Source organism: bacterium (assembly GCA_035419245.1).
Classification (GTDB): Bacteria; Zhuqueibacterota; Zhuqueibacteria; order Residuimicrobiales; family Residuimicrobiaceae; genus JAKPUX01.
Genome location: DAOLSP010000001.1, coordinates 815,656 through 834,538, shown reverse-complemented (window position 1 = coordinate 834,538; position 18,883 = coordinate 815,656). Strand labels below are relative to the sequence as shown.

Below are 18,883 nucleotides of genomic sequence, written 5' to 3'. Positions count from 1 at the left end.
CTCGTACGATTAAAAGTTGATCCTGATGCCAAAGGTGATATCACGGGGATTCAGCCACCAGAGAGAATCGACATTCGGGTTGTCGATATAGCTCTTGTTCTCCTTGCGAACCTTGTTGCGCGCGCTGATGGCCGGGTCGTTATAGGGATTGAGTTCGAGAGCCTCATACTTCGTCCCTTCCGGACGCAGATCGCCGATCTTGTCGCTCCCCTTCTCATCCCCCTTCTCCCAGCTGAAATTGAGCGATTCAAGATAGTCCACATAATCGTAGTTATCCGCAAAGCTGGCATAATTGAGATACTTGAGATTGAGCACATTGGTGAAATCCAGATAGACCTGGCTCTCCAGGCGTGCAATACGAATCGACTTGGCCAGGCGCAAATCGAGGTTGAACTGATCTTTCCAGCGCACATTGTCGATCACGCCGGGAATGTTGTTGGGATTATAGGTGACATAGCTGCCGGCCCGCCAGTCTCCGAGCAGGCTGATATTGAAGGATTCCAGGGGATGCAGGCCGGAGATCTCCGGCCCGAATCCCTTGGGGGTATGCATATCGAGGTTCGCGCGGGCGTAGGGACGGGGATGCGGCCGCTCCTGATAGAGATTCTCGCGCAGGTAAGCCCGCTGCTCATTTGGGTTTTCATAATTGGAAACCAAGCCGAAATATCCCCGCGTCGAGACTTCATAGGTATAATTGACAAAACCCGTGAGCCAATCACCACTCTGCTTGGTCAGCGTTACTTCAAAGCCGCGGATGTCCTCATAGCGGTTGTTCTCCGCCTTGTAGTAATCCACCGTACCCTTGAAATTGTGGTAATAAACCCAACCCGCCTGGTTGCTCACATCTTTGTAATGGGCCGCCAGGTTCAGCAGCATACTGCTGAAGAGGCTCTGCGAGTAGCCCAGCTCATACGAGACGGTCTTTTCCATGACCATGTTGGGGTCACCAAGATAGGTGACCAAGCCGCTGCGCTCCTGCTGCAACCGGAACCGGTAGGAGGAGTAAGGCTCCTGCCGGAAATGGCCATAGTTGAAATAGAGTTTGCTGTTGTCGGTGATCGGGTGTGAGATGCCCAGGCGCGGACTCCAGTAGGTCTGTGACTTGCTTTTAGCCTTCGCTACGTGGCTGGTGATCTCCTTGCCGTACCCCGCGCCCAGGTTAACGTCATAGGCATCGAGGACCATATAATCCCCATTGGGATTGACCTGATCCATGCGCAACCCCAAATTGGCGACAAAGCCCTGGTACTCGATTTTGTCCTGAACATAGGCACCGATACGGAATGGGAAGACATGGTAGGTCATGGAGCGGTTCCAGGTGTCCATGGAGGGACTGACGGTCCCGGAGTTGATGTCATAGTCGTTATAAACCACCTGGGCGCCGGTCTTGATCTGATGGCGCGCGGCGATTTGACTGGTCAAGTCGAGCTTGATGTTGGTTGTGGTGTTGACGCTCCTGTCGCGACCCAGATTCATCCATCCGCCCATACGGTCGCCGTTGATGCTGTTGGTGCCATATCCCCAGTACCCATAGGGCATCTCGTCAACAAAATAGCCGGGCATGATCTGATGCGTTTTGGCGGTATCCCGCAGGCTCATCTGATAGGTATTGGTGCGGTTGTATTGATATTCCGCTGTAAATTCATAAAAGGTCTTCGGCGAGAGCATATGGGTCAATTTCAAGCCGTGCATCTGACGATAGATCGCGGTGGGGCTGTAATAGGCCGGCACATAAAGGATGGCGAGGCCGTCGGTGCTGTTGAGCAGATCGGCGATCTCGCCCTGATCGCGTAGCACATACCCGGTCGGCGCCGTGGTCCAGTTGTATGGGGAGACCGAGTAGACTTCGCCGTAGAGCCCGGTATACATCAGCTTCATGTTCTTCGAGAGATCTGAGGTTAGTTTGAGCTGGGTATAATTCTCGTTATAGCCGTCGCGGGAGAGCGGGAAGATGAACATTTCCTGTTCGCGGAAGTGGCTGAGGAAGAAACGGGTTCGCCCGAACTGGCTTAGCAGGGGAACTGGTCCGCCGAAGCCGAGATCCGCCACATAGTCGGGCTTGGTGATATCGCCCTGGCGGCGGTGCTGCCATTCATAGAGCCGCTTGGCGCCCTCGGCGGTGAGATCATTGGCGGGGTTGGCATCCTGAAGGGTTTTGTCGGCGACCGACTTCCAGCCGTCGAAATTGGGGTACTGGCTACGGGTATACTCATCCCAGGCGCCGTTGTTCGTGCCGGTGTAACAAACCGCCGGATCCATATAAACCCGGTTGAAATAAGACATCGGATCATACAGAGAGCGCCCGAAATGCTTGCTTGCAGGCGGACTGTAATTCAAATTGGCGGTGAAATTGTAGCGGGCGGCATCGCCCTCCTTGGTGATGACATTGACCAGCCCGGAGCGGATATTGCCGTATTCGGCGCTGAATCCGCCGGTCTGGATCTGGATCTCCTTGACCGCGCTCATGGAGAGTGCGGCGTAGGGAATATTGGAGCGCTCATCATTCAGCGACAGCCCGTCCAGCAGCATGCCGGTTTGATTAGCGGCCCCGCCACGGATCAGCAGGCCTTCGCTGCCTTTCTGGATGCCCGCCTGAAGGACCAACGCTTCACGCACGGTCTGCACCGGCATATTCTCGATTGCGGCGGCCTCGAGATTGGTCTGGCTGCTGGAGACATCGCGTTTGACCACCGGCCTCTGAGCCACGACGATTACGTTCTCGCCTTCGATGGCCTGGCTCTTCAGAGTACGATTGACCTCCGTCGTACGGTCGATCTCGACACGCACCTGGCGAACCTGATACGTGGCATACCCCAGCATCGAGAAACGGAGATCATAGGTCCCGGGCGGAAGATTGATGATGGTGTAATGCCCCTCGATGTTGGTCACGGCGCCATAGCTGGTCCCTTCAATGACGACATTGACGCCAGGAAGCGGCCCCCCGCTCTCGGCATCCGTCACCGTGCCGGTCAATTTGCCGGTGGTCCCGGCTAATAGCCCGCAGGCAAGGCTGAATACAAGAATCAGGCTCCCTTTTAAAAGTCTTGACATAATGCTTCTCTCCTGTAGTCCATAATGCCCTTAAACGTGCGTACGGTCGGAACGATACCTTGCTCAGCGAATGATCACGAATTTGCGGAATGTGCCCTCTCCCTTTTTGTAAAGGAGCTGGTTGGTTACGCTGTCCCGATAATCCTGAGTGACCTCGAAATGAACGATGTAGACGCCGGAGACCACCACCTGCCGTGATGAGGTGATCGAGTTCCAGCGCTCGTCGCCGCTGCCGTTTTCATGGTGAATGGTATCGATAAGATCGCCTCGCTCAGTATAGATCCGGATGGTACAGTGACCGGGGATATTGAGAAACATAATCTTGTCATCCTCGCCCACATACTGCAGCTTGCGCGAGCGGATATCGTAGGGATTGGGGACGACGCGGATATCCTGTAGATTCGCGCCCGCTTGCCGAGAGAGATAGGCTGGCTGGCTCGCCAGCCCATAAAACTTGCTGCTGTGCAGGGGACCGGTTGGGTTATAGCGGCCGTCGGCATTATTCGATCCGTCATTGACGGCAACCACATAGTAATAGTAAGCCTGCCCGCGCACTGCTCGCTTGTCATTGTAGACATAGGTCCCGGGTCCACCGCTGTAGATTTCGGAGTAGATGGTATCCGGACGTCCGATAGCGCGGTAGACCTTGTATCCGCCAAAGCCGCCAGCGCTTTCGGAAACGCTCGGCCCCCAGGAGACGCTGATCATGTCACCACCCGATTTGACCTCAACATAGGAGGGAGGAAGCGGCGGTTGCGGAATCTTGAAGCCGGAATCAAAATTCCGTTTGGCCCGGCTGAAGGTGAGCAGAATAGAATCCTTGCCGGTGTAAACCCATTTATCCTTGTACTCATCCTTGCTGGTGGTCGTCGAGCCATCGGGCAGCGTGAAGGGCCCCATATCACTGGGATTGTTGTAGGCCTTTTTCCAACGTCGGCCGATCTGTTCGCACTGCTCGCGCGATAATCCCGCCACCCCCTCCGCCTCAACGATAGTGATGCTTTCGCCATGCGCCAGATCCCAGGGCCCATAGCACACCCACATATGGGTTCCGCCGGCATCTCCATGCACTGTGAAGGCATCGGGAGCGGAAGCAAGATATTTTTCGTCAAAGCGTTCATTGCCGCCGAGGCCGCCCAGGGCTGCGCCGGCGGTCATGTCATACAACTTGGCCATCAGCGGCAGATCGTTGTCGGTCATCAATCCTGTCGAGAAAAAACTCTGGGCATCAGCGCCATGCCATCCATTCAGCAGGGGCTGGGCCGGATCATCCGCCTTGTCGGCTCCGCTTTTGTCGACATGAAGGATGACATTGCCGGCATGCTGGGGAGCGCACAAACGGCCGTCTCGATTGACATCCGGAGCGCCGATGCAATCCCAGGCAATCTCCTTTTTCTGCCCGGCCCAGGCAAAATTACAGCGCAGCCAGTCCACAGGGCCGTTCGCTTCGGTGAGAGTCTCACCGGCATGGGCGGCGTAGGTCTCCCCGCGTCGGGTCACCCAGCTCTGCTGGCCCCATTGCTGGGTGCCGCTGGTCATCATCGCCCCCTCCCTACAAACGCTGTAACGCACCCCGGTGCTGATACGAACCCCCTTAAGGGGTGCAGTCAACTCGACCTCGTCATCGAAATCGGTGTTGCCGGTATTGGTGAACGTGAAGACCTTGATGAAATAGTTATCGTGGTATTGCTGCGAAAAATAGTAGATCTCGCGCGTCATCGAAAGGCCCATAGAGGTGTTGATGCGATTGATGATGACGCGATCGGCAGCCTGGTCGGGGTTAATCTCATCCACGTCCCCTGCATAGATCGCGGTAATATCGCTGCCATCCACGTAGATCGAGGGAGGAGCGAATTTGGCGATCTGTTTGATCTCAAGCGGGAATATCGCCAGACCGACATTTTCGTCGGTAGCCATGGGAAAGGCATATTTCTCGTAATATTTCTCATTCTTGTTCTTAAACTCCCGGCAACCCATCCAGATACAGTTGATGACGGCATTGTCCTGATAGGAATAGTCGGCTGGCCACATCAATCCTTCATAATAGGCGTTATTGAAGGCGCGCTCGCGTCCATACGACTGGAAAAAGCTCTGCAGCGGACCGACGCGGACATAGCGACGCTCGGTGCCCAGCAGTTGCCCCGAGGCGTTTTGCAGCAGCGTCAGCCAGATCAGCGCCCCGACGATGATCGACAGAAATGTGGAATTCTTGTTCATGAGTTAATCGCTCCTCTGCCGTTTGCCGGGTTAAAAGTTCAACTTTAAACCAAAGGTGATATCACGGGGATTAAGGAACGTCAGAGCCTCGATGTTGGGATTGTCGATGTAGGATTTCTTCTCCTTGCGCTTGGCATTGCGGGCGGAAATCGCCGGGTCATTGCCCGGATTGGCCTCGAGTGGATCATAAGCGACATCATCGGGACGATAATCGCCAATGCGGTCGCTCCCCTTGTTGTCGCCCTTCTCCCAGGAGAAGCACAGCGACTGCATATAGAATTCATAATCATAGCTGTCGGAAAAGCCGGCATAGTTCAGGAACTTGAAATTAAAGATGTTGCTGGCATCCACATAAAGCTGCACCTGCAGGCCAGAAACGCTCACCTGCTTGGAGAGGCGCATGTCGAGGTAGTAGGTGTCTTTCCAGCGGACGTTATCCTGGATGCCCGCCAGATCGTTGGGATTGTAGGTATCGTAGGCGCCTGCGCTCCAGCCGCCGAGGCAGTTGAGGTTGATATCGCTGAGCACCTTGCCGCCCCAGTCCTTGGGCGTGTGCAGATCCAGGTTGAAACGGGCATAAGGCTGCGGCCGCGGTTTGGATTGATAGGTATTCAGGGCCAGATAGTCCCGCTGCCGCGCCGGGTCCTGATAATAGCTCAGCAGGCCGAAATAGCCGCTGGAGCGGACATCATACGTATAGTTGATGAAGCCGGAAATCCAGCGGCCCGCTGTCTTGTTGAGGGTCAATTCCAACCCGCGGATATCCGCGTAATTGTTGTTGGCCGCCTTGCTGTAATTCACCGTGCTGTTGACATTGATGTAATTGATCCATCCGGGCTGGTTGGTGATATCCTTGTAATAGGCGGCAATGTTCAGCAAGAAGAGGTCAAGAAGATTTTGCGAATAGCCCAGTTCATACTGGATTGTTTTTTCCGGTTGCAGATTGGGATTGCCCAGAAAAGTCACCGAGCCGTTCTGCTCGCGCTGCAGCATGAAGCGGTTGGCGGATGAGGGTTCCTGGGTGAAGTGCCCATAGTTGAAATATAGCTTGGAGTTCGCAGTGATCGGATGCGAAACCCCGAGGCGCGGGCTCCACAGCATCGACGATTTGGCGTCTGCCTTGCGGACGGTCTGCAGCAGTTTTTTACCCAACCCCTTGCCGAGGTTCACGTCAAAGTCGTCCAGGACCAGATAGGTGCCATTGGGGTCGCTGTAATCCATGCGCACACCGAGATTGGCGATGAATCCCTGGAACTCGAGCTTGTCCTGCAGGTATACCCCGACGCGGTAGGGAAAAACGTGGTAGAACATGGTACGGCTCCAGCCATCGGGAAGTGCGGGACTCTCGGTAAACGACCGGATATTATAGTCATTATAGACGACTTGCACACCGGTCTTGACCTGGTTGCGTTGGTTGAACTGGCTGGTCAAATCCAGTTTGAAATTGGTGGTCGCGTTGACGCTCTTATCCCGGCCGAGATTCATCCAAGCGCCCATGCGATCGCCGTTGATGCTCGGCGCGCTGTAGCCCATATAGCCGTAGGGCAGTTCATCGACGTAATAGCCCGGAACCGGCTGGTAGATACGCGCGGTATCGCGATCCGAGGTCTTGTAGGTATTGTTGCGGCTCAGGTTATACTGCAGCGAAAGATCATAAAAAGTCCGGGTGCTGACCATATGGGTCAACTGCGCGCTGTAGACCTGGCGATAGATCGAACTCGGGCTGAAATACCCCGGCATGTAGAGGATGGCCCGTCCCTCCGTGGCGGTGAGCTGATCGGCGATCTCGCTCTGGTCGCGCAGCACACGACCGTTGGGCAGCGTCGTCCAGTTATAGGGCGAAACGGAATGCACCTCCCCATACAAACCCGAGAGGATCAGTTTCATTTTGGGGCTGAGGTCACTGGTGAGTTTGAGCCGGGTGTAATTCTCGCCGTAGTTGTCGCGCGAGAGGGGAAAGATGAACATATCCTGTTCCCGGACGTGGGTGGCCAGAAAACGCAGATGGCCCAATCGGGTGCCGATCAAGGGTACCGGACCGCCCAAAGTGCCATCGACGATATAATCCGGTTTCTTGATATCCCCCTGCCGGCGGTGCTGCCATTCGTAGAGACGTCGCGCGCCTTCCGGCGTCAGATCGTTACTGGGATCTTTGTCCTGGAGGGTCTTTTCCGAATAAACGTTCCAGCCGTCAAAGCTAGGGTACTGCCGGCGGGTGAATTCATCCCAGGCGCCATTATTTGTGCCCGTGTAGCAGACCGCCGGATCCATGTAGACTCTATTGAAGTAAGAGTAGGGATCATAGATCGAAGGGCCAAAATGCTTGGCGGCCGGCGGGCTGTAGCGCAGGATCATGGCGCCGTTGAATCGTCCCGATTCTCCTTCCTTGGTGATTACATTGACCAGACCGGCGCGCAGATTGCCGTATTCGGCGTTGAAGCCACCGGTCTGCACATTGATCTCCTTGACGGCACTGAAGCCGACGGCGGTATAGGGGATGTTGGAGCGTTCGTCATTGAGCGAGACGCCATCCATCATAAAGGCCGTCTGACCCGCGCTGCTGCCGCGGACGAGGATGCCTTCACGGCCGGACTGAATGCCGGCCTGAAGACTGAGAACCTGACGCACGGTCTCCACCGGCATGCTTTCAATCTTGGCTGCCTCGATGCTCATTTGACTATTCGAGATATCCCGCACCACCAGGGGACGGCTGGCGACAACGACTACCTCCTCCCCTTGCAGGGTTTCCGCCTTGAGCCCAATGTCGGCCTGGGTGGTCAGATCAATTTCCACGCGCACCACGCGCAGCGTGACGGTGGCATAGCCCATCAGGCTGAACTTGAGATCGTAGGTCCCGGGCGGGATGTTTAGAATCAGAAAACGGCCTTCCAGATTCGTCACGGCGCCAAATCCGCTGCCAGGGATGGTGACGTTGACCCCCGGCAAGGTTTCCCCGCTCTCGGCATCGGTGACAATTCCGGTGATCTTGCCCGTTGTTCCGGCAAATAGTGTCCCCGCTGTGAGAACCATCAGAATAAAAAGCAGCGCTCGTCGCATAGATCCCTCACCTCAAAAATAATCATGATTGGGCGATGATGCAGCGACCGATAGGGGTGGAGGAGCTATCAAAATGCCCTCCCGGTCCAGGGAAACCAGCAGTATGTCCGTGTTTTGATCGGGGAACGCCCGTAAGGGTGCTCCCGGCCGGAAGGCGGTATGTGCCGCCTTCCGGCCGGGAGTATCTTGACTTCAGATGAATGAAAGTTCATGATACATTCAAAGAAAAGCCTGTGCGCTAGCAAGCGCACAGGCTTTTTCGACAAGACTTTACTTCATCAGCGTCATTTTCATGGTTTTGGCAAAACCATTGCCTTCGAGGCGGTAGAAATAGATGCCGCTCGGGGCCACGCTGCCATCCAGATTGGTGCCGTTCCAGGAAACCCTGTAGCTGCCAGCATTCTGTTCGCCGTCAACCAGATTCGCCACAATCTGGCCCATCGCGTTGAAGATCGTCAGACGGACATGGCTCTTCATGGGCAGATCATAGGTGATGAAAGTGGTCGGGTTGAAGGGGTTCGGATAGTTGGCATTCAACGTGAACTCCGCCGGCAGGCCGCTGGTCGGAATTCTATCAACCTTGACCCACTGCGAGCCAAACTTGTCGGTCGGGACGACGAAGACCGGGTTGGCATCGCTGATGGTGACTACATGGTTCATGGCAATACCGGCTTCGTTGTCCATCGGCGTGGTGCCGGCATTGAGGGTGTCGGTGTAACCGGTGGAGTAGATGCCGTACTTGTAATAATGGGAGGCGGTGGAGCCGGCCGGGAACTTGACCTGAACAGTCCAGATCTGGTCGCCTGCAGTGGCATCGCCATTGGTGCCATCATCGAACATCGAGATCAGGGTGCTGCCGATATCAGCGACACCCCAGCCCGCCCAGCCGCCGGTACCCAACGGAGCGAAATCGCCGTTGAGGACGACCTTTTCGACGGTCGGGAAAGCCTTCTTGTTGAAGTAATCCTTGGCGCCCTTGGTGTCAACCGAGAACGTCACGGTGACTTCCTGGGAGAGTTTCTTGCCAGCCGGGGTCACATTCGGTTTGAAGGCCGGAAGCACCAGGTCTTCACCGGTGAAGGTGAAGGTATGGTTGTCGCCGCCTTCCCAACCGTTGTCGGCAAAGTTCTCAGCCGGACGTCCACGCCACTTCCAGCCCTGGGTCGTGCCGGCGATGTCGGTGATGGCATGGGTGACCGTGTAAAGCGTCGGGACCACCAGATCGGGCTGAGCGATCCACTCATCATTGTAGGCCCATCCATTGAAGCCGCCGAGGACGAGGATCTCATCGGTGGCGGGGTTGAAGCCCTTGGCCAGCATATCGGTCACATCCGCCTGGAAAGTGACGTTCGCGGTCTTGGTCTCGGTGTACTTGTCAATGTTGTTGTAGAAAGCCATATCCAGGACCTTGGAGGCGCCCGGAATGGTCAGCTTGCGGTTGTCGATGCTCTCCCAACGATCGCCGGGCATCAGCACGTACTTGTATTCAATATCTGTGCCCACCTGGGCCGCCGGGAAGGTCTTGGTCAGTGCGTAGACACCCGCTTCAGCCGTAGGCAGGCACTCATCCGCATCACCCGCCCAACCGTTAAAGCTGCCGCGGATGACGACCTTGTCGGTGGCCGGATTGAAATTGCCATACTGCTGCTGAACGCCCATGTTGATGCGGAAGGTGACGTTGACATCGCCGCCTGCGGTCTTGACGAACATCTGCGCCGGAACATAGTAATCCGCGCCGAAACAGGAGACGTATGCGGTGTCGCCGGTGACGGTGAAGGTGATGCCGCGCGGCTTTTCGCCAGCCGGTTGGGTCGGATCATTGGTCTTCCACTGGATGCTGTCCGTCGGGGTGAAAGTGACCGGATCGATCTCGTACCAGGTCATCGATTTGTAGCGGCCGCCGGAAGGGGCTTCATCGTTGTTGCCGCCATCGAGCCACAGCTTGCCGGTGGCGTAGTTCCAGTTCATTGAAGCCGTAGCTGCGCCGCGGCAGAGGGTATCGGGAACCGCGAAGGGGCTGAACTTGTCGGGACGGGTGTAGCGCAGCAGAAACTTTTTATCGTATCTCGGAACGTAAACGGAGAGACCGTCATCCGTGACCGCCATCGTGCGGCCATAGCCATCCTGCGAATCGGTCACATTGCCGAGGTAGGAACCGTCGGCGCCGTAGGTCTCTACCGGGTTGCCCGGCAGGACGTAGCCCAGGTAGATATCACCATCGGCGTCCGCCACCGGCGCGCAGTACGAGGTCAGTTTCTGCGGCACGATACGCTGCATCAACTCGCCGGTTTTGTAGTTGAAACGGTAAATGTAGGGATAGGCGGTCCAGAGGATGTTGCCATCATGGTCCATGCCCAAGCCGCGATGCGAATTGTAGAGGGTGTCGGTCTGACCAAAGCCAGTGACCAGGTTCGCGCCGCTCCAGGGCGTGGGGGTGCCGTCCGGATAGAAGCAGAAGATTTGCCGGGTATTGCCGGTTGTACCATTTGCCTTGGTAATCGTTGTTGTGGCGCCATACATTTGCAGCCAAACCTTGCCTTCACGGTCAACGATGATGCCGTGCGAGCCCATACCACCGGCCGGCTTAAAGTCATTGTTGGGAAAATTACGGACGAACTCCCAGCCAGCCGATGCGGCCACGGCGGTGAGCAGAAGCAGCGCAAAGGCGAACACTAACATTTTTTTCATGCTAACCTCCTTTGTGAACAACTGTACAGAATTACCATTAGCGTGCTGCCGTGTTGTTTCTGCCGATCACCCTCCTTTCAGAGTCAATTCCTTGCCGGGAAGGAGTTGAACACCTTCCAGTTATTATGGAATACTACAATCTGCGGGAAAGTCGCCCGGTCATTGCAGACCGTAATAAGGCGCACTCTCCTTTTGCGTATTGATGCGAATGATGGTCTGGGCATACTTGACTTTGTCGCCTTCCAGCACCTGCTCGCGCGTCATATAGAGATTGGATCCCGGACCCCAGGCGAAGAGCAGCGTCTTGGGGAAGAATTGGCCCGGATAGAGCGCTTCATAGGAACCGGTGGGGCTGACCAAAAAGATGGCTTCCGGGGCATCGGTACCGACGTACATATAGCCATCCGCCGAAAAGGTAATACAGTAGACGCCGTAGCCGCCGCCCACCTTGCCCGAAAAATTAAAATACTCTTCAACAGCGCCGAGATCCTCACCGTTGAAGGGGAACCGCCAGACCTTGTCGGCATTATCCTTCTTGCCGGCGACATAGAGATAGCCGTTGTAGACCCGCACCGATTTGAGGTTGGCGGTGAAGGGGAATTTGGTAATGTTCTTGTCCGGTTTGATGCGGTAGATGTCGGTGTTGTTGCCCACGCCCCAGAGGTTGTGGTTGGCATCAAAATCCAGATCATAGATCGTGCCCAGACCGGAGGAGACGAAGGTTGCCGGTTTGGCCGCTGCCGCGGCGATCGTAAAAATGCCCTTGAGATTACGCGCGCAATAGAGCACTTTGCCCGGGCCCATCTTCATAGCCGACCAGAAGGTCTCACCGCCTTTTGGGGCATAGTCCACATATTTATCAGCGCCCGGGGTGATAATCTTGACGCCGGCGCCGGCATTGCTGACCACCAGCGAGGCATAAACGTTGCCGTCAGTATCCGTCGCGATGCCATAGGGGATCTCGGCAGGCGTAAAAGTGAGGAGATTCACCTGTGCCGCCTCAAGCTTGTAGGGCCATTTGTTGCTGAAGAGCTCGGCATTCTTCACCGCGATGCGGATAGCAATCGAGTCGGAGACGTAAATCGGCGCACGGACCTTCAACTGCGTCGCCGAGGCCTCCACCACCGTTCCCTTCTCGGCGTTGAAGTAGACGATGTTGTCCTCCTTCACCGGCGAAAAATTGCTTCCCGTGATGGTAATCAGGGTCACGCCCGAAAGGGCGACACTGGCAGGATCCACTGCGGTGATGACCGCCGCAGCACTGGTCTTGGCGTTGGGATCATACAAGCTGGGCGGATAGTCATTACTTTCACACCCCGCCAGCACGAGCATCAAGGCAGCCACCAGGATGATCGCTTGTACAATGAAAACTCTCTTTCCCATATCAAACGTCCTCATCTAAGGATCAATGGATCTACGTTCAGTGAATTAGATGCCGAATCTGCAAGTGAAGCGATGAACGTTATTGAATACATCCATCGGCGAATAGGAGTAATCGATACTCACGCCAAAATTGGTGTTCACACCGAAGCCTGCAGTGAAGCCATAGTCATCCTGCCGCGTGATGTAGCCGGCGCGCAGAGCCAGCAGATCCATGAGCTTGTACTCGGCGCCCAGATTGAGATACTCGGGGAAATCGCGTGGATGGACCGCATCGATCGAGAACAGTAAATTGTGATTCTTGCCGATCGCGGGGAAGAGATCAAGGGCATCCATCGAAAAGCCCACCTTGAAGGTCAGGGGCAGCTGGAAGCCTTCGCGTTCGTACTTGACTTCCTGTGAAAAGTTGCGCACGCACATGCCAAAGGCGAGACTCTTGAACCCGGTTTTGTAAAGCGTGCCGAAATCAAAGGCGAAGACATTCTTGAGGTAATCCTTCTTGTCCGTGATATACGGCGCGGTATTATTCAAGGGGATGGTGACATGACCAAGATCCTGATGCACATATTTGGCCTGCCCGCCGACTGAGAAGCGGTCGGTTAGATCGATGGCATAGCCCAGCCCGACGGTCCACGCGCTCGGCCCAAATTTGCCGGTATCCAGAAAACCCTGCTCATTATCTGCGACGACCGTGCCGTCCAGATCGCCATAGTCAATCGCCATGGCGCTGACGCCGAAGGTGCCATACTGGCCGCGGAAGGGCCGGCCGGCCAGCGACAGGGCCAGGTACTGGATATCGGCGATCCAGGTCATCTGGGTGAAGGAGGCATCGAGATTCTTGATATTGCCGGCCATGCCGGCGGGATTGTAGAAAAGGGCGGAGCCGGAACCCTCCACCGTCGTGAAGGCCTCACCCATTCCGGTCGCGCGGGCATCGGTGCCGACGCTGAGAAACTGGCATCCGGTCTGGGCGAGCTTTTTCTGCGCCTGGCCATCCGTATAAAAGGCGCCAAGCACCAGAAGAACGGATACGATACCAATGATCATACGCTTCATAATCCATCACTCCTCTATTGGGATTGCGTGTCTATAGCCTTTAACGGATGACAACAAATTTGCGGACGGCTTTCTGGCCATCAGGCGTCTCAAAGACAACGATATAAACCCCACTGACAACCGTCTGGGCCGAGGAGGTAATGGAATTCCAGGCCTCATCACCACTGCCATTGGTATGCTCGATGGAGTAGATCAGGTCGCCTCTCTCGGTAAATATCTTGATCGTGCAAACACCCGGGATGTTGTAAAACATGATCCGGTCCGGCCCACTGTCGCCGAACTGCAGGTCCCGCGCGCGAATGCTGTATGGATTGGGAACGATGCGGATGTCCGCCAGCGATTCTCCCGCCTTGCGCTTCAGGTTGGTCGGATTGATGGTCTTGGTGTAAAAGATGCTGCTGTAGAGCGGGCCGCCGGGATTGGCCGTGGTTTTGTTGCTGCTGCCATCGTCGAAGGAGACGATGTAGTAGTAATAGTCAAAACCACGGATAGCCGTCATGTCGTCAAAACTGTTGACGACCTGGGGATGGCTGGTGCCCTTGCCGCAGGCGAAGATCTCGTCGAAAAGGGTGTCCGGTGTATGAATAGCCCGGAAAATCTTGTATCCGGCAAATCCTGGCCAGCTTTCGGCATTGTTCGACCATTTCAGCTGGATGCGATCGCCGCCACCGGCGACTTCAAAAAAGCTGGGAGCCGGCGGGGGCACCGGGATCTTGTAGTTGACCTTGAAATTGGCAGCAGCGCGCTTGAAGGTCTTGATCAGCGAATCGCGGCCGGTATAGACCCACTTGTCCTTGTACTCATTCTTGTCGGTAGTTGTCGAACCGTCCGGCAGCACATAGGGGCCCTCCTCCTTGAGCCACTTGGCGCCGATGGTGTAGCAGGACTTGCGGTCGAGGCCGGCGATGCCCTCGGCCAGGACGATACGGACGCTGTCGCCCGGCGCCATGGTATAGGGCCCGAATCCGGCGCACTGGGTGAAGCCGCCGACTGTCCCCAGATACTCATCCGCTGCCTGACCGGAGGCGATGCAGCCGTCCGCATGGGTTTTAGCCGGATGGCCTGCCGTCATCGCCGCGTACTCCTGGGTCATCTTGGGTTCGTTGTAGGGATCATTGCCCGAGGTGATGGTGATATCCGAACCCATATATTGGGTCGTCGTCGGCTGCTTCTTGTCATTGGAATGATCCGAGGCGCTCTTATCGGCGTGCAACACCGCAAAGCCCGCATAATGGGGCGCGGTCAGGTGACCGTCGCCGTTCTCACGGTTGTCCGGGGCGCCGATGCAGTCGAAACCCGCTTTGGAGTGCTGCCCTTTCCAGGAGAAGAGGGCGAGATACTTTTCGATCCCCTCCTGATCCGAAACCCACATGGTATCATTCATTTCGTTATGACCCCAAGCCGCCGACTGGGGCAGGATGCTCAGGCCATAGACACAGGCCTCCTTGGAGACCGAGTAGCGATGCTGGAAGAAAAAGACCACCCCGGTCAGGGTCTGATTGACCTTGGTCCCCTTGGTGTCGATGATGCCGGTATTGACAAAGGTGTATTCCTGGATGAAATAGTTGTTATGATATTGCTGACCGAACTGATAGACCTTGCGTTTTTCAGTGATGCCCATCTGGGTATTGGCCTCGGTGTAGAGATAGCGGTCGGCCGTCAGATTGGGATCGACCTCATCGACAAAATCGAGCAGATCGAGCTTGCCGCCGGCGGTCCCGTCGACATAGACGGTCGATTTATCGTGGCGGCCATAGAGCTTGAATTTCGACGGCATCCATTCGCTCAGTTCATTGAGCACGCGCGGGCCGACGTGAACCACCTTGTAGGGGTAGGTCTTGCCGGCGATCGGATCGCTGTAGTTGGTCGCTCCGATCCACAAGGCCTTGGCGGCCTTGCAATCCTGGTACTCAAACAGCGCCGGCCATTGCAGACCGTCCTGCTGATCGGCCACCAGATGACGCCGGCCGACCTCCTGTTCATAGCCGGCGCTGGAGAACCAGTCATGCAGCATGCCCGTAGCCAACCATTTGGTGTCATCCGCCTGGACCGGGTGAATGGCCAGGGACAAGGCGGCAACCAGGCTGGTCAGGATCCACAGTGTTTTTCGTCTCATATCCGTTCCTTCTCGATTAGGGGATGAGAAAATTAAAAATTATAGTTCAGCGTAATGCCGAAGAAGATTTGCCGCGGATTGAAGAAATTGAGAAAGGTCTGGTTCGGCATATCGATATAGGCTTTGTCGTCGAGAATCTTCTTGATCTTGGCGTCGGGGACCTTTTGCCACTGGCCATCCACATATTGCAGGTAGCGTCCCGAAGGGCCTTCATAATAGACCGCCCGGGTGCTGGGCGCGGTAACCGTATTCACATCCGATACCCACTCCATCGGCACAAACTCGACATCATCATTCCGATAATCGCCGGGCTGATCGTTGCCGGGGATGTTGTTGTAGCCAAGGTGGCGGGTGACAGATTCGGGCAGATGGAGCGATTTCATGTAGTAATTATAATCATAGATGTCGACGTGGGCATTGCCGGAGAGGTACTTGTAGTTGATGGCATTATAGACATCGACAAAGCCCTTGAGCTCGACCGGACCGAGATCGAAGGTCTTAGAGAGCTTGAGGTTGAGGCCGTACCAGTCTTTATACTGGGTGTTGTAGCTGATGCCGGCGATATCCTGGGGATTCCAGGTCATCCAGTAACCGGCGATCCACTGCGCCGTGGTGGTAAAATGCCAGTTGCCGAGGATCGCGCCGAAATCGGTGGGGGTGTTGAAATCCAGATAAGCCTTGACCCGTGGCCGCGGCCGCGGCTTGGACTGAACCGGATTGCTCTTGTTGTACTCGCGCTGCGCCGCGGGATCCTCATACTGATAGGCGCGGCCGAAATAGCCGGAGGTCTCGACGCGGTATTCATAATTGACGTCGCCCACCAGCCACCGCCCCATTGTCCGGGAGAGATCGACTTCAAAGCCGCGGATATCCTCGTAGGAATTGTTGGTGTTCTTGTAATAATTGACTTTGCCGTCATAGCTGATATAACGCACCGAATAGGCCTGATCGGTGATATCCTTGTAATAAGCGGCCATGTGCAGCAGAAAATTATTGAAAAGCGCGTGGTCGTAGCCCAACTCATACGCGACCGTCTTCTCGAAGGGGACCGTCGGATCGCCATAACGGCTCAGGGCGTTGATGCCGGTGCGCTGGACGCGGTAGAGGCTCTCCGAGGTCGGGATCTGCCGGTAATGGCCATAGTTGAAATAGAGTTTGGAATTCTCCGTGATCGGATGTGAAATGCTCATGCGCGGGCTGAGGATCCAACGCGGTTTGACATCCTTGGATTTGTACTGCGCATCCAGGTTGCTGGTATAGCCTTGGCCGAAGAAGGTCCGGTCATAAGTGGAGACGTTATACCACTGGCTGTTGGGGGTGTAATAATCGAGGTTGGCGCCGACGGTGGCAATAAAGCCTTCGTATTCCAGCTTGTCAAGCAGATAAAAGTTGCCGCGGATGGGCTTCTGATCGACGTTGTTCCAGAAATTGCCTTCGGGCAGATAGGCGTTGTAGGCGCCGTAGGAGAGCTGATAATCATCCATGACCACTTCGACGCCGGTCTTGATCTGGTTGCGGCGATTAACCTGACTGACGAAATCGAGCTTACCGCTGTAGGTCATGTACTTGCTGTAATCGCGGGAGACCCCGACCGCACCGCCCATCATGAAATCGCCGTCGATGCCGTAGACCGGCGTCGTGCTGAAACCGAAGGGGGCTTCATCGACGAAATAACCGGGGACGATCTCGTATTTGGCCGACGGTTGCCGAAAGCGGCCGGGATGGGTGAAGTATTTTTTCTGTGAATACTTGAGCTGAAAATCGTAATAGGTGCTCTTGTTGACAAAGTGGGTCAGTTTGGAGGAAAAGGTCGAGTAAAATCGCGAAGTCGGCGAGAAATAGATGTTGGTGTAGATACGCGTCGGCACAGTGAATCCCGCGGAAGCCATCTGTGCCGCAATATCGTCCGGGCTGCTCATGATCGAGGTGCCGCCGGAGAGACTGTAGTTGGTGCCATAGGTTTCACCATAGAGGCCGCTCAGCGACAGCTTCATCGAGGGGGTGATATCGGCGCCCAGTCGCAGTAACGTGCTTTTATCGAGCAGATCCTTGCGGGACATTTCAAAGAGGTACTGCTCGCTCTCCTGACGCCCGGAGATGAAGAAGCGCAGGTTGCCGAGCTTTTTGCCGATGAGTGGCACGGGGCCGCCGAAACCGAAATCAGCCAGGTAATCGGGTTTGGTGATGTCGCCCTGCTTGCGGTGCTGCCATTTGAAGATAGTCTGGGCCGCTTGCGGGGTCACGTCGTTGGTCGGGTCGTCATCGGTCAGCGAAGTCTGCGAGACCGCATTCCAGCCGTCGAACTCGGGATACTGCCGCCGCGTATAGGCATCCCAGGCGCCGTTTTTGGTGCCGGTCCAGCAGACCGCGTCATCCAGATAGGGGCGCAGCCAGTAGGAGTCGGCACCGAAGGGCGAGACATCGCCGAAATACTTTTTCAGGTAGCTCTTACCGGAATTCCAGGGCTGGGCGTTGGTCCGGAATGTGAAGGTGCCGCTGAGACGGTTGGGATCACCCTCGCGGGTAACCACATTGACCAAACCCGAACGGACGTTGTTGTACTCGGCCCCAAAACCGCCCGCCTGTACCGAGACCTGCTTGACGGCGCTGAGAGGAACCTTGGCAATCGGGGTATTGTCGCGTTCGTCGCGGAGAGAGATGCCGTCGACCATGAAGAGGGCTTCCTCGGAACCGCTGCCGCGGATCGAGAGGCCGGAGGTGACACCGGCCTGGATGCCGATGGCTTCGCCTACCGACGAGATCGGCAGATTCTTGATCTGGTCGGAGGTGACCTGAAGCTCGCTCGCCGCCAGGTCCTTCTGGATCACCGGGCGTTCGGCGCGCACCGTGATCTCCTCCCCCACCAGGGACTGCTCGCGCAGTTTGACGTTCTGGGTGGTGGTCAGATCGATGTTCACCTTGACATCCGTGACCGTGACGGCGCTGAACCCGATGAAGGAGACCTGCAAATCATAGGTTCCCGGCGGGACATTCAGGATGGTATAATGACCATCCAGATCGGTGACTGCGCCAAAACTTGTACCCTTGACGAGGACATTAGCGCCGGGCAGCCCCTGACCGGTGGCGGAATCGGTGATCGAGCCGGCGATCTTGCCGGTCGTCCCCGCCAGAATCCAGGTCCCGGAACCGAGAACCAGCAACAATACCAGTAGCCGACGAAGCTTCATAACGGATTTCTCCTCTATTTGGGAAAGTCGTGTGATTTGAGGGCAGACTTGAGAATGGTCGCCCCGCATGGCGGGCGGTGCCGAGGATGAGAAGGGCTGCTCCAGAATATGATCCCGCACCGTGGGCTAT

The 18,883-nt window shown here is 56.0% G+C and carries 8 protein-coding genes; all 8 read right to left on the bottom strand.

All coding sequences use genetic code 11. The features are described from left to right. Positions 1 to 9 precede the first annotated feature (9 nt). Entirely contained in the window at positions 10 to 3,051 is a 3,042-nt protein-coding gene (locus PLH32_03340) for a TonB-dependent receptor (protein HQJ63622.1), read from the bottom strand. Positions 3,052 to 3,114: 63 nt separating this feature from the next. After that, positions 3,115 to 5,268 (bottom strand): fibronectin type III domain-containing protein, encoded by a 2,154-nt coding sequence (locus tag PLH32_03335; GenBank protein HQJ63621.1) that lies wholly within the window; start codon positions 5,266 to 5,268, stop codon positions 3,115 to 3,117. Between the two features lie 30 nt (positions 5,269 to 5,298). Beyond that, positions 5,299 to 8,325 (bottom strand): TonB-dependent receptor, encoded by a 3,027-nt coding sequence (locus tag PLH32_03330; GenBank protein HQJ63620.1) that lies wholly within the window; start codon positions 8,323 to 8,325, stop codon positions 5,299 to 5,301. Between the two features lie 270 nt (positions 8,326 to 8,595). Next, positions 8,596 to 11,013, bottom strand: a complete 2,418-nt coding sequence (locus PLH32_03325) for a FlgD immunoglobulin-like domain containing protein (GenBank protein HQJ63619.1) — start codon at positions 11,011 to 11,013, stop codon at positions 8,596 to 8,598. Positions 11,014 to 11,172: 159 nt separating this feature from the next. After that, a complete protein-coding gene (locus tag PLH32_03320) occupies positions 11,173 to 12,396 on the bottom strand; it encodes an IPT/TIG domain-containing protein (GenBank protein HQJ63618.1) in 1,224 nt (407 codons plus the stop codon). A gap of 45 nt (positions 12,397 to 12,441) precedes the next feature. Then, entirely contained in the window at positions 12,442 to 13,449 is a 1,008-nt protein-coding gene (locus PLH32_03315) for a PorV/PorQ family protein (GenBank protein HQJ63617.1), read from the bottom strand. Positions 13,450 to 13,489: 40 nt separating this feature from the next. Then, entirely contained in the window at positions 13,490 to 15,565 is a 2,076-nt protein-coding gene (locus PLH32_03310; GenBank protein ID HQJ63616.1) for a hypothetical protein, read from the bottom strand. Positions 15,566 to 15,597: 32 nt separating this feature from the next. Beyond that, positions 15,598 to 18,753 (bottom strand): TonB-dependent receptor, encoded by a 3,156-nt coding sequence (locus PLH32_03305; GenBank protein ID HQJ63615.1) that lies wholly within the window; start codon positions 18,751 to 18,753, stop codon positions 15,598 to 15,600. Positions 18,754 to 18,883 lie beyond the last annotated feature (130 nt).

Excerpts from the sequence above, each read along its gene's own strand:
- PLH32_03335 (HQJ63621.1), bottom strand. The coding sequence starts at position 5,268 with ATGAACAAGAATTCCACATTTCTGTCGATCATCGTCGGGGCGCTGATC.
- PLH32_03320 (HQJ63618.1), bottom strand. The coding sequence starts at position 12,396 with ATGGGAAAGAGAGTTTTCATTGTACAAGCGATCATCCTGGTGGCTGCC.
- PLH32_03325 (HQJ63619.1), bottom strand. The coding sequence starts at position 11,013 with ATGAAAAAAATGTTAGTGTTCGCCTTTGCGCTGCTTCTGCTCACCGCC.
- PLH32_03305 (HQJ63615.1), bottom strand. The coding sequence starts at position 18,753 with ATGAAGCTTCGTCGGCTACTGGTATTGTTGCTGGTTCTCGGTTCCGGG.
- PLH32_03315 (HQJ63617.1), bottom strand. The coding sequence starts at position 13,449 with ATGAAGCGTATGATCATTGGTATCGTATCCGTTCTTCTGGTGCTTGGC.
- PLH32_03340 (HQJ63622.1), bottom strand. The coding sequence starts at position 3,051 with ATGTCAAGACTTTTAAAAGGGAGCCTGATTCTTGTATTCAGCCTTGCC.
- PLH32_03310 (HQJ63616.1), bottom strand. The coding sequence starts at position 15,565 with ATGAGACGAAAAACACTGTGGATCCTGACCAGCCTGGTTGCCGCCTTG.
- PLH32_03330 (HQJ63620.1), bottom strand. The coding sequence starts at position 8,325 with ATGCGACGAGCGCTGCTTTTTATTCTGATGGTTCTCACAGCGGGGACA.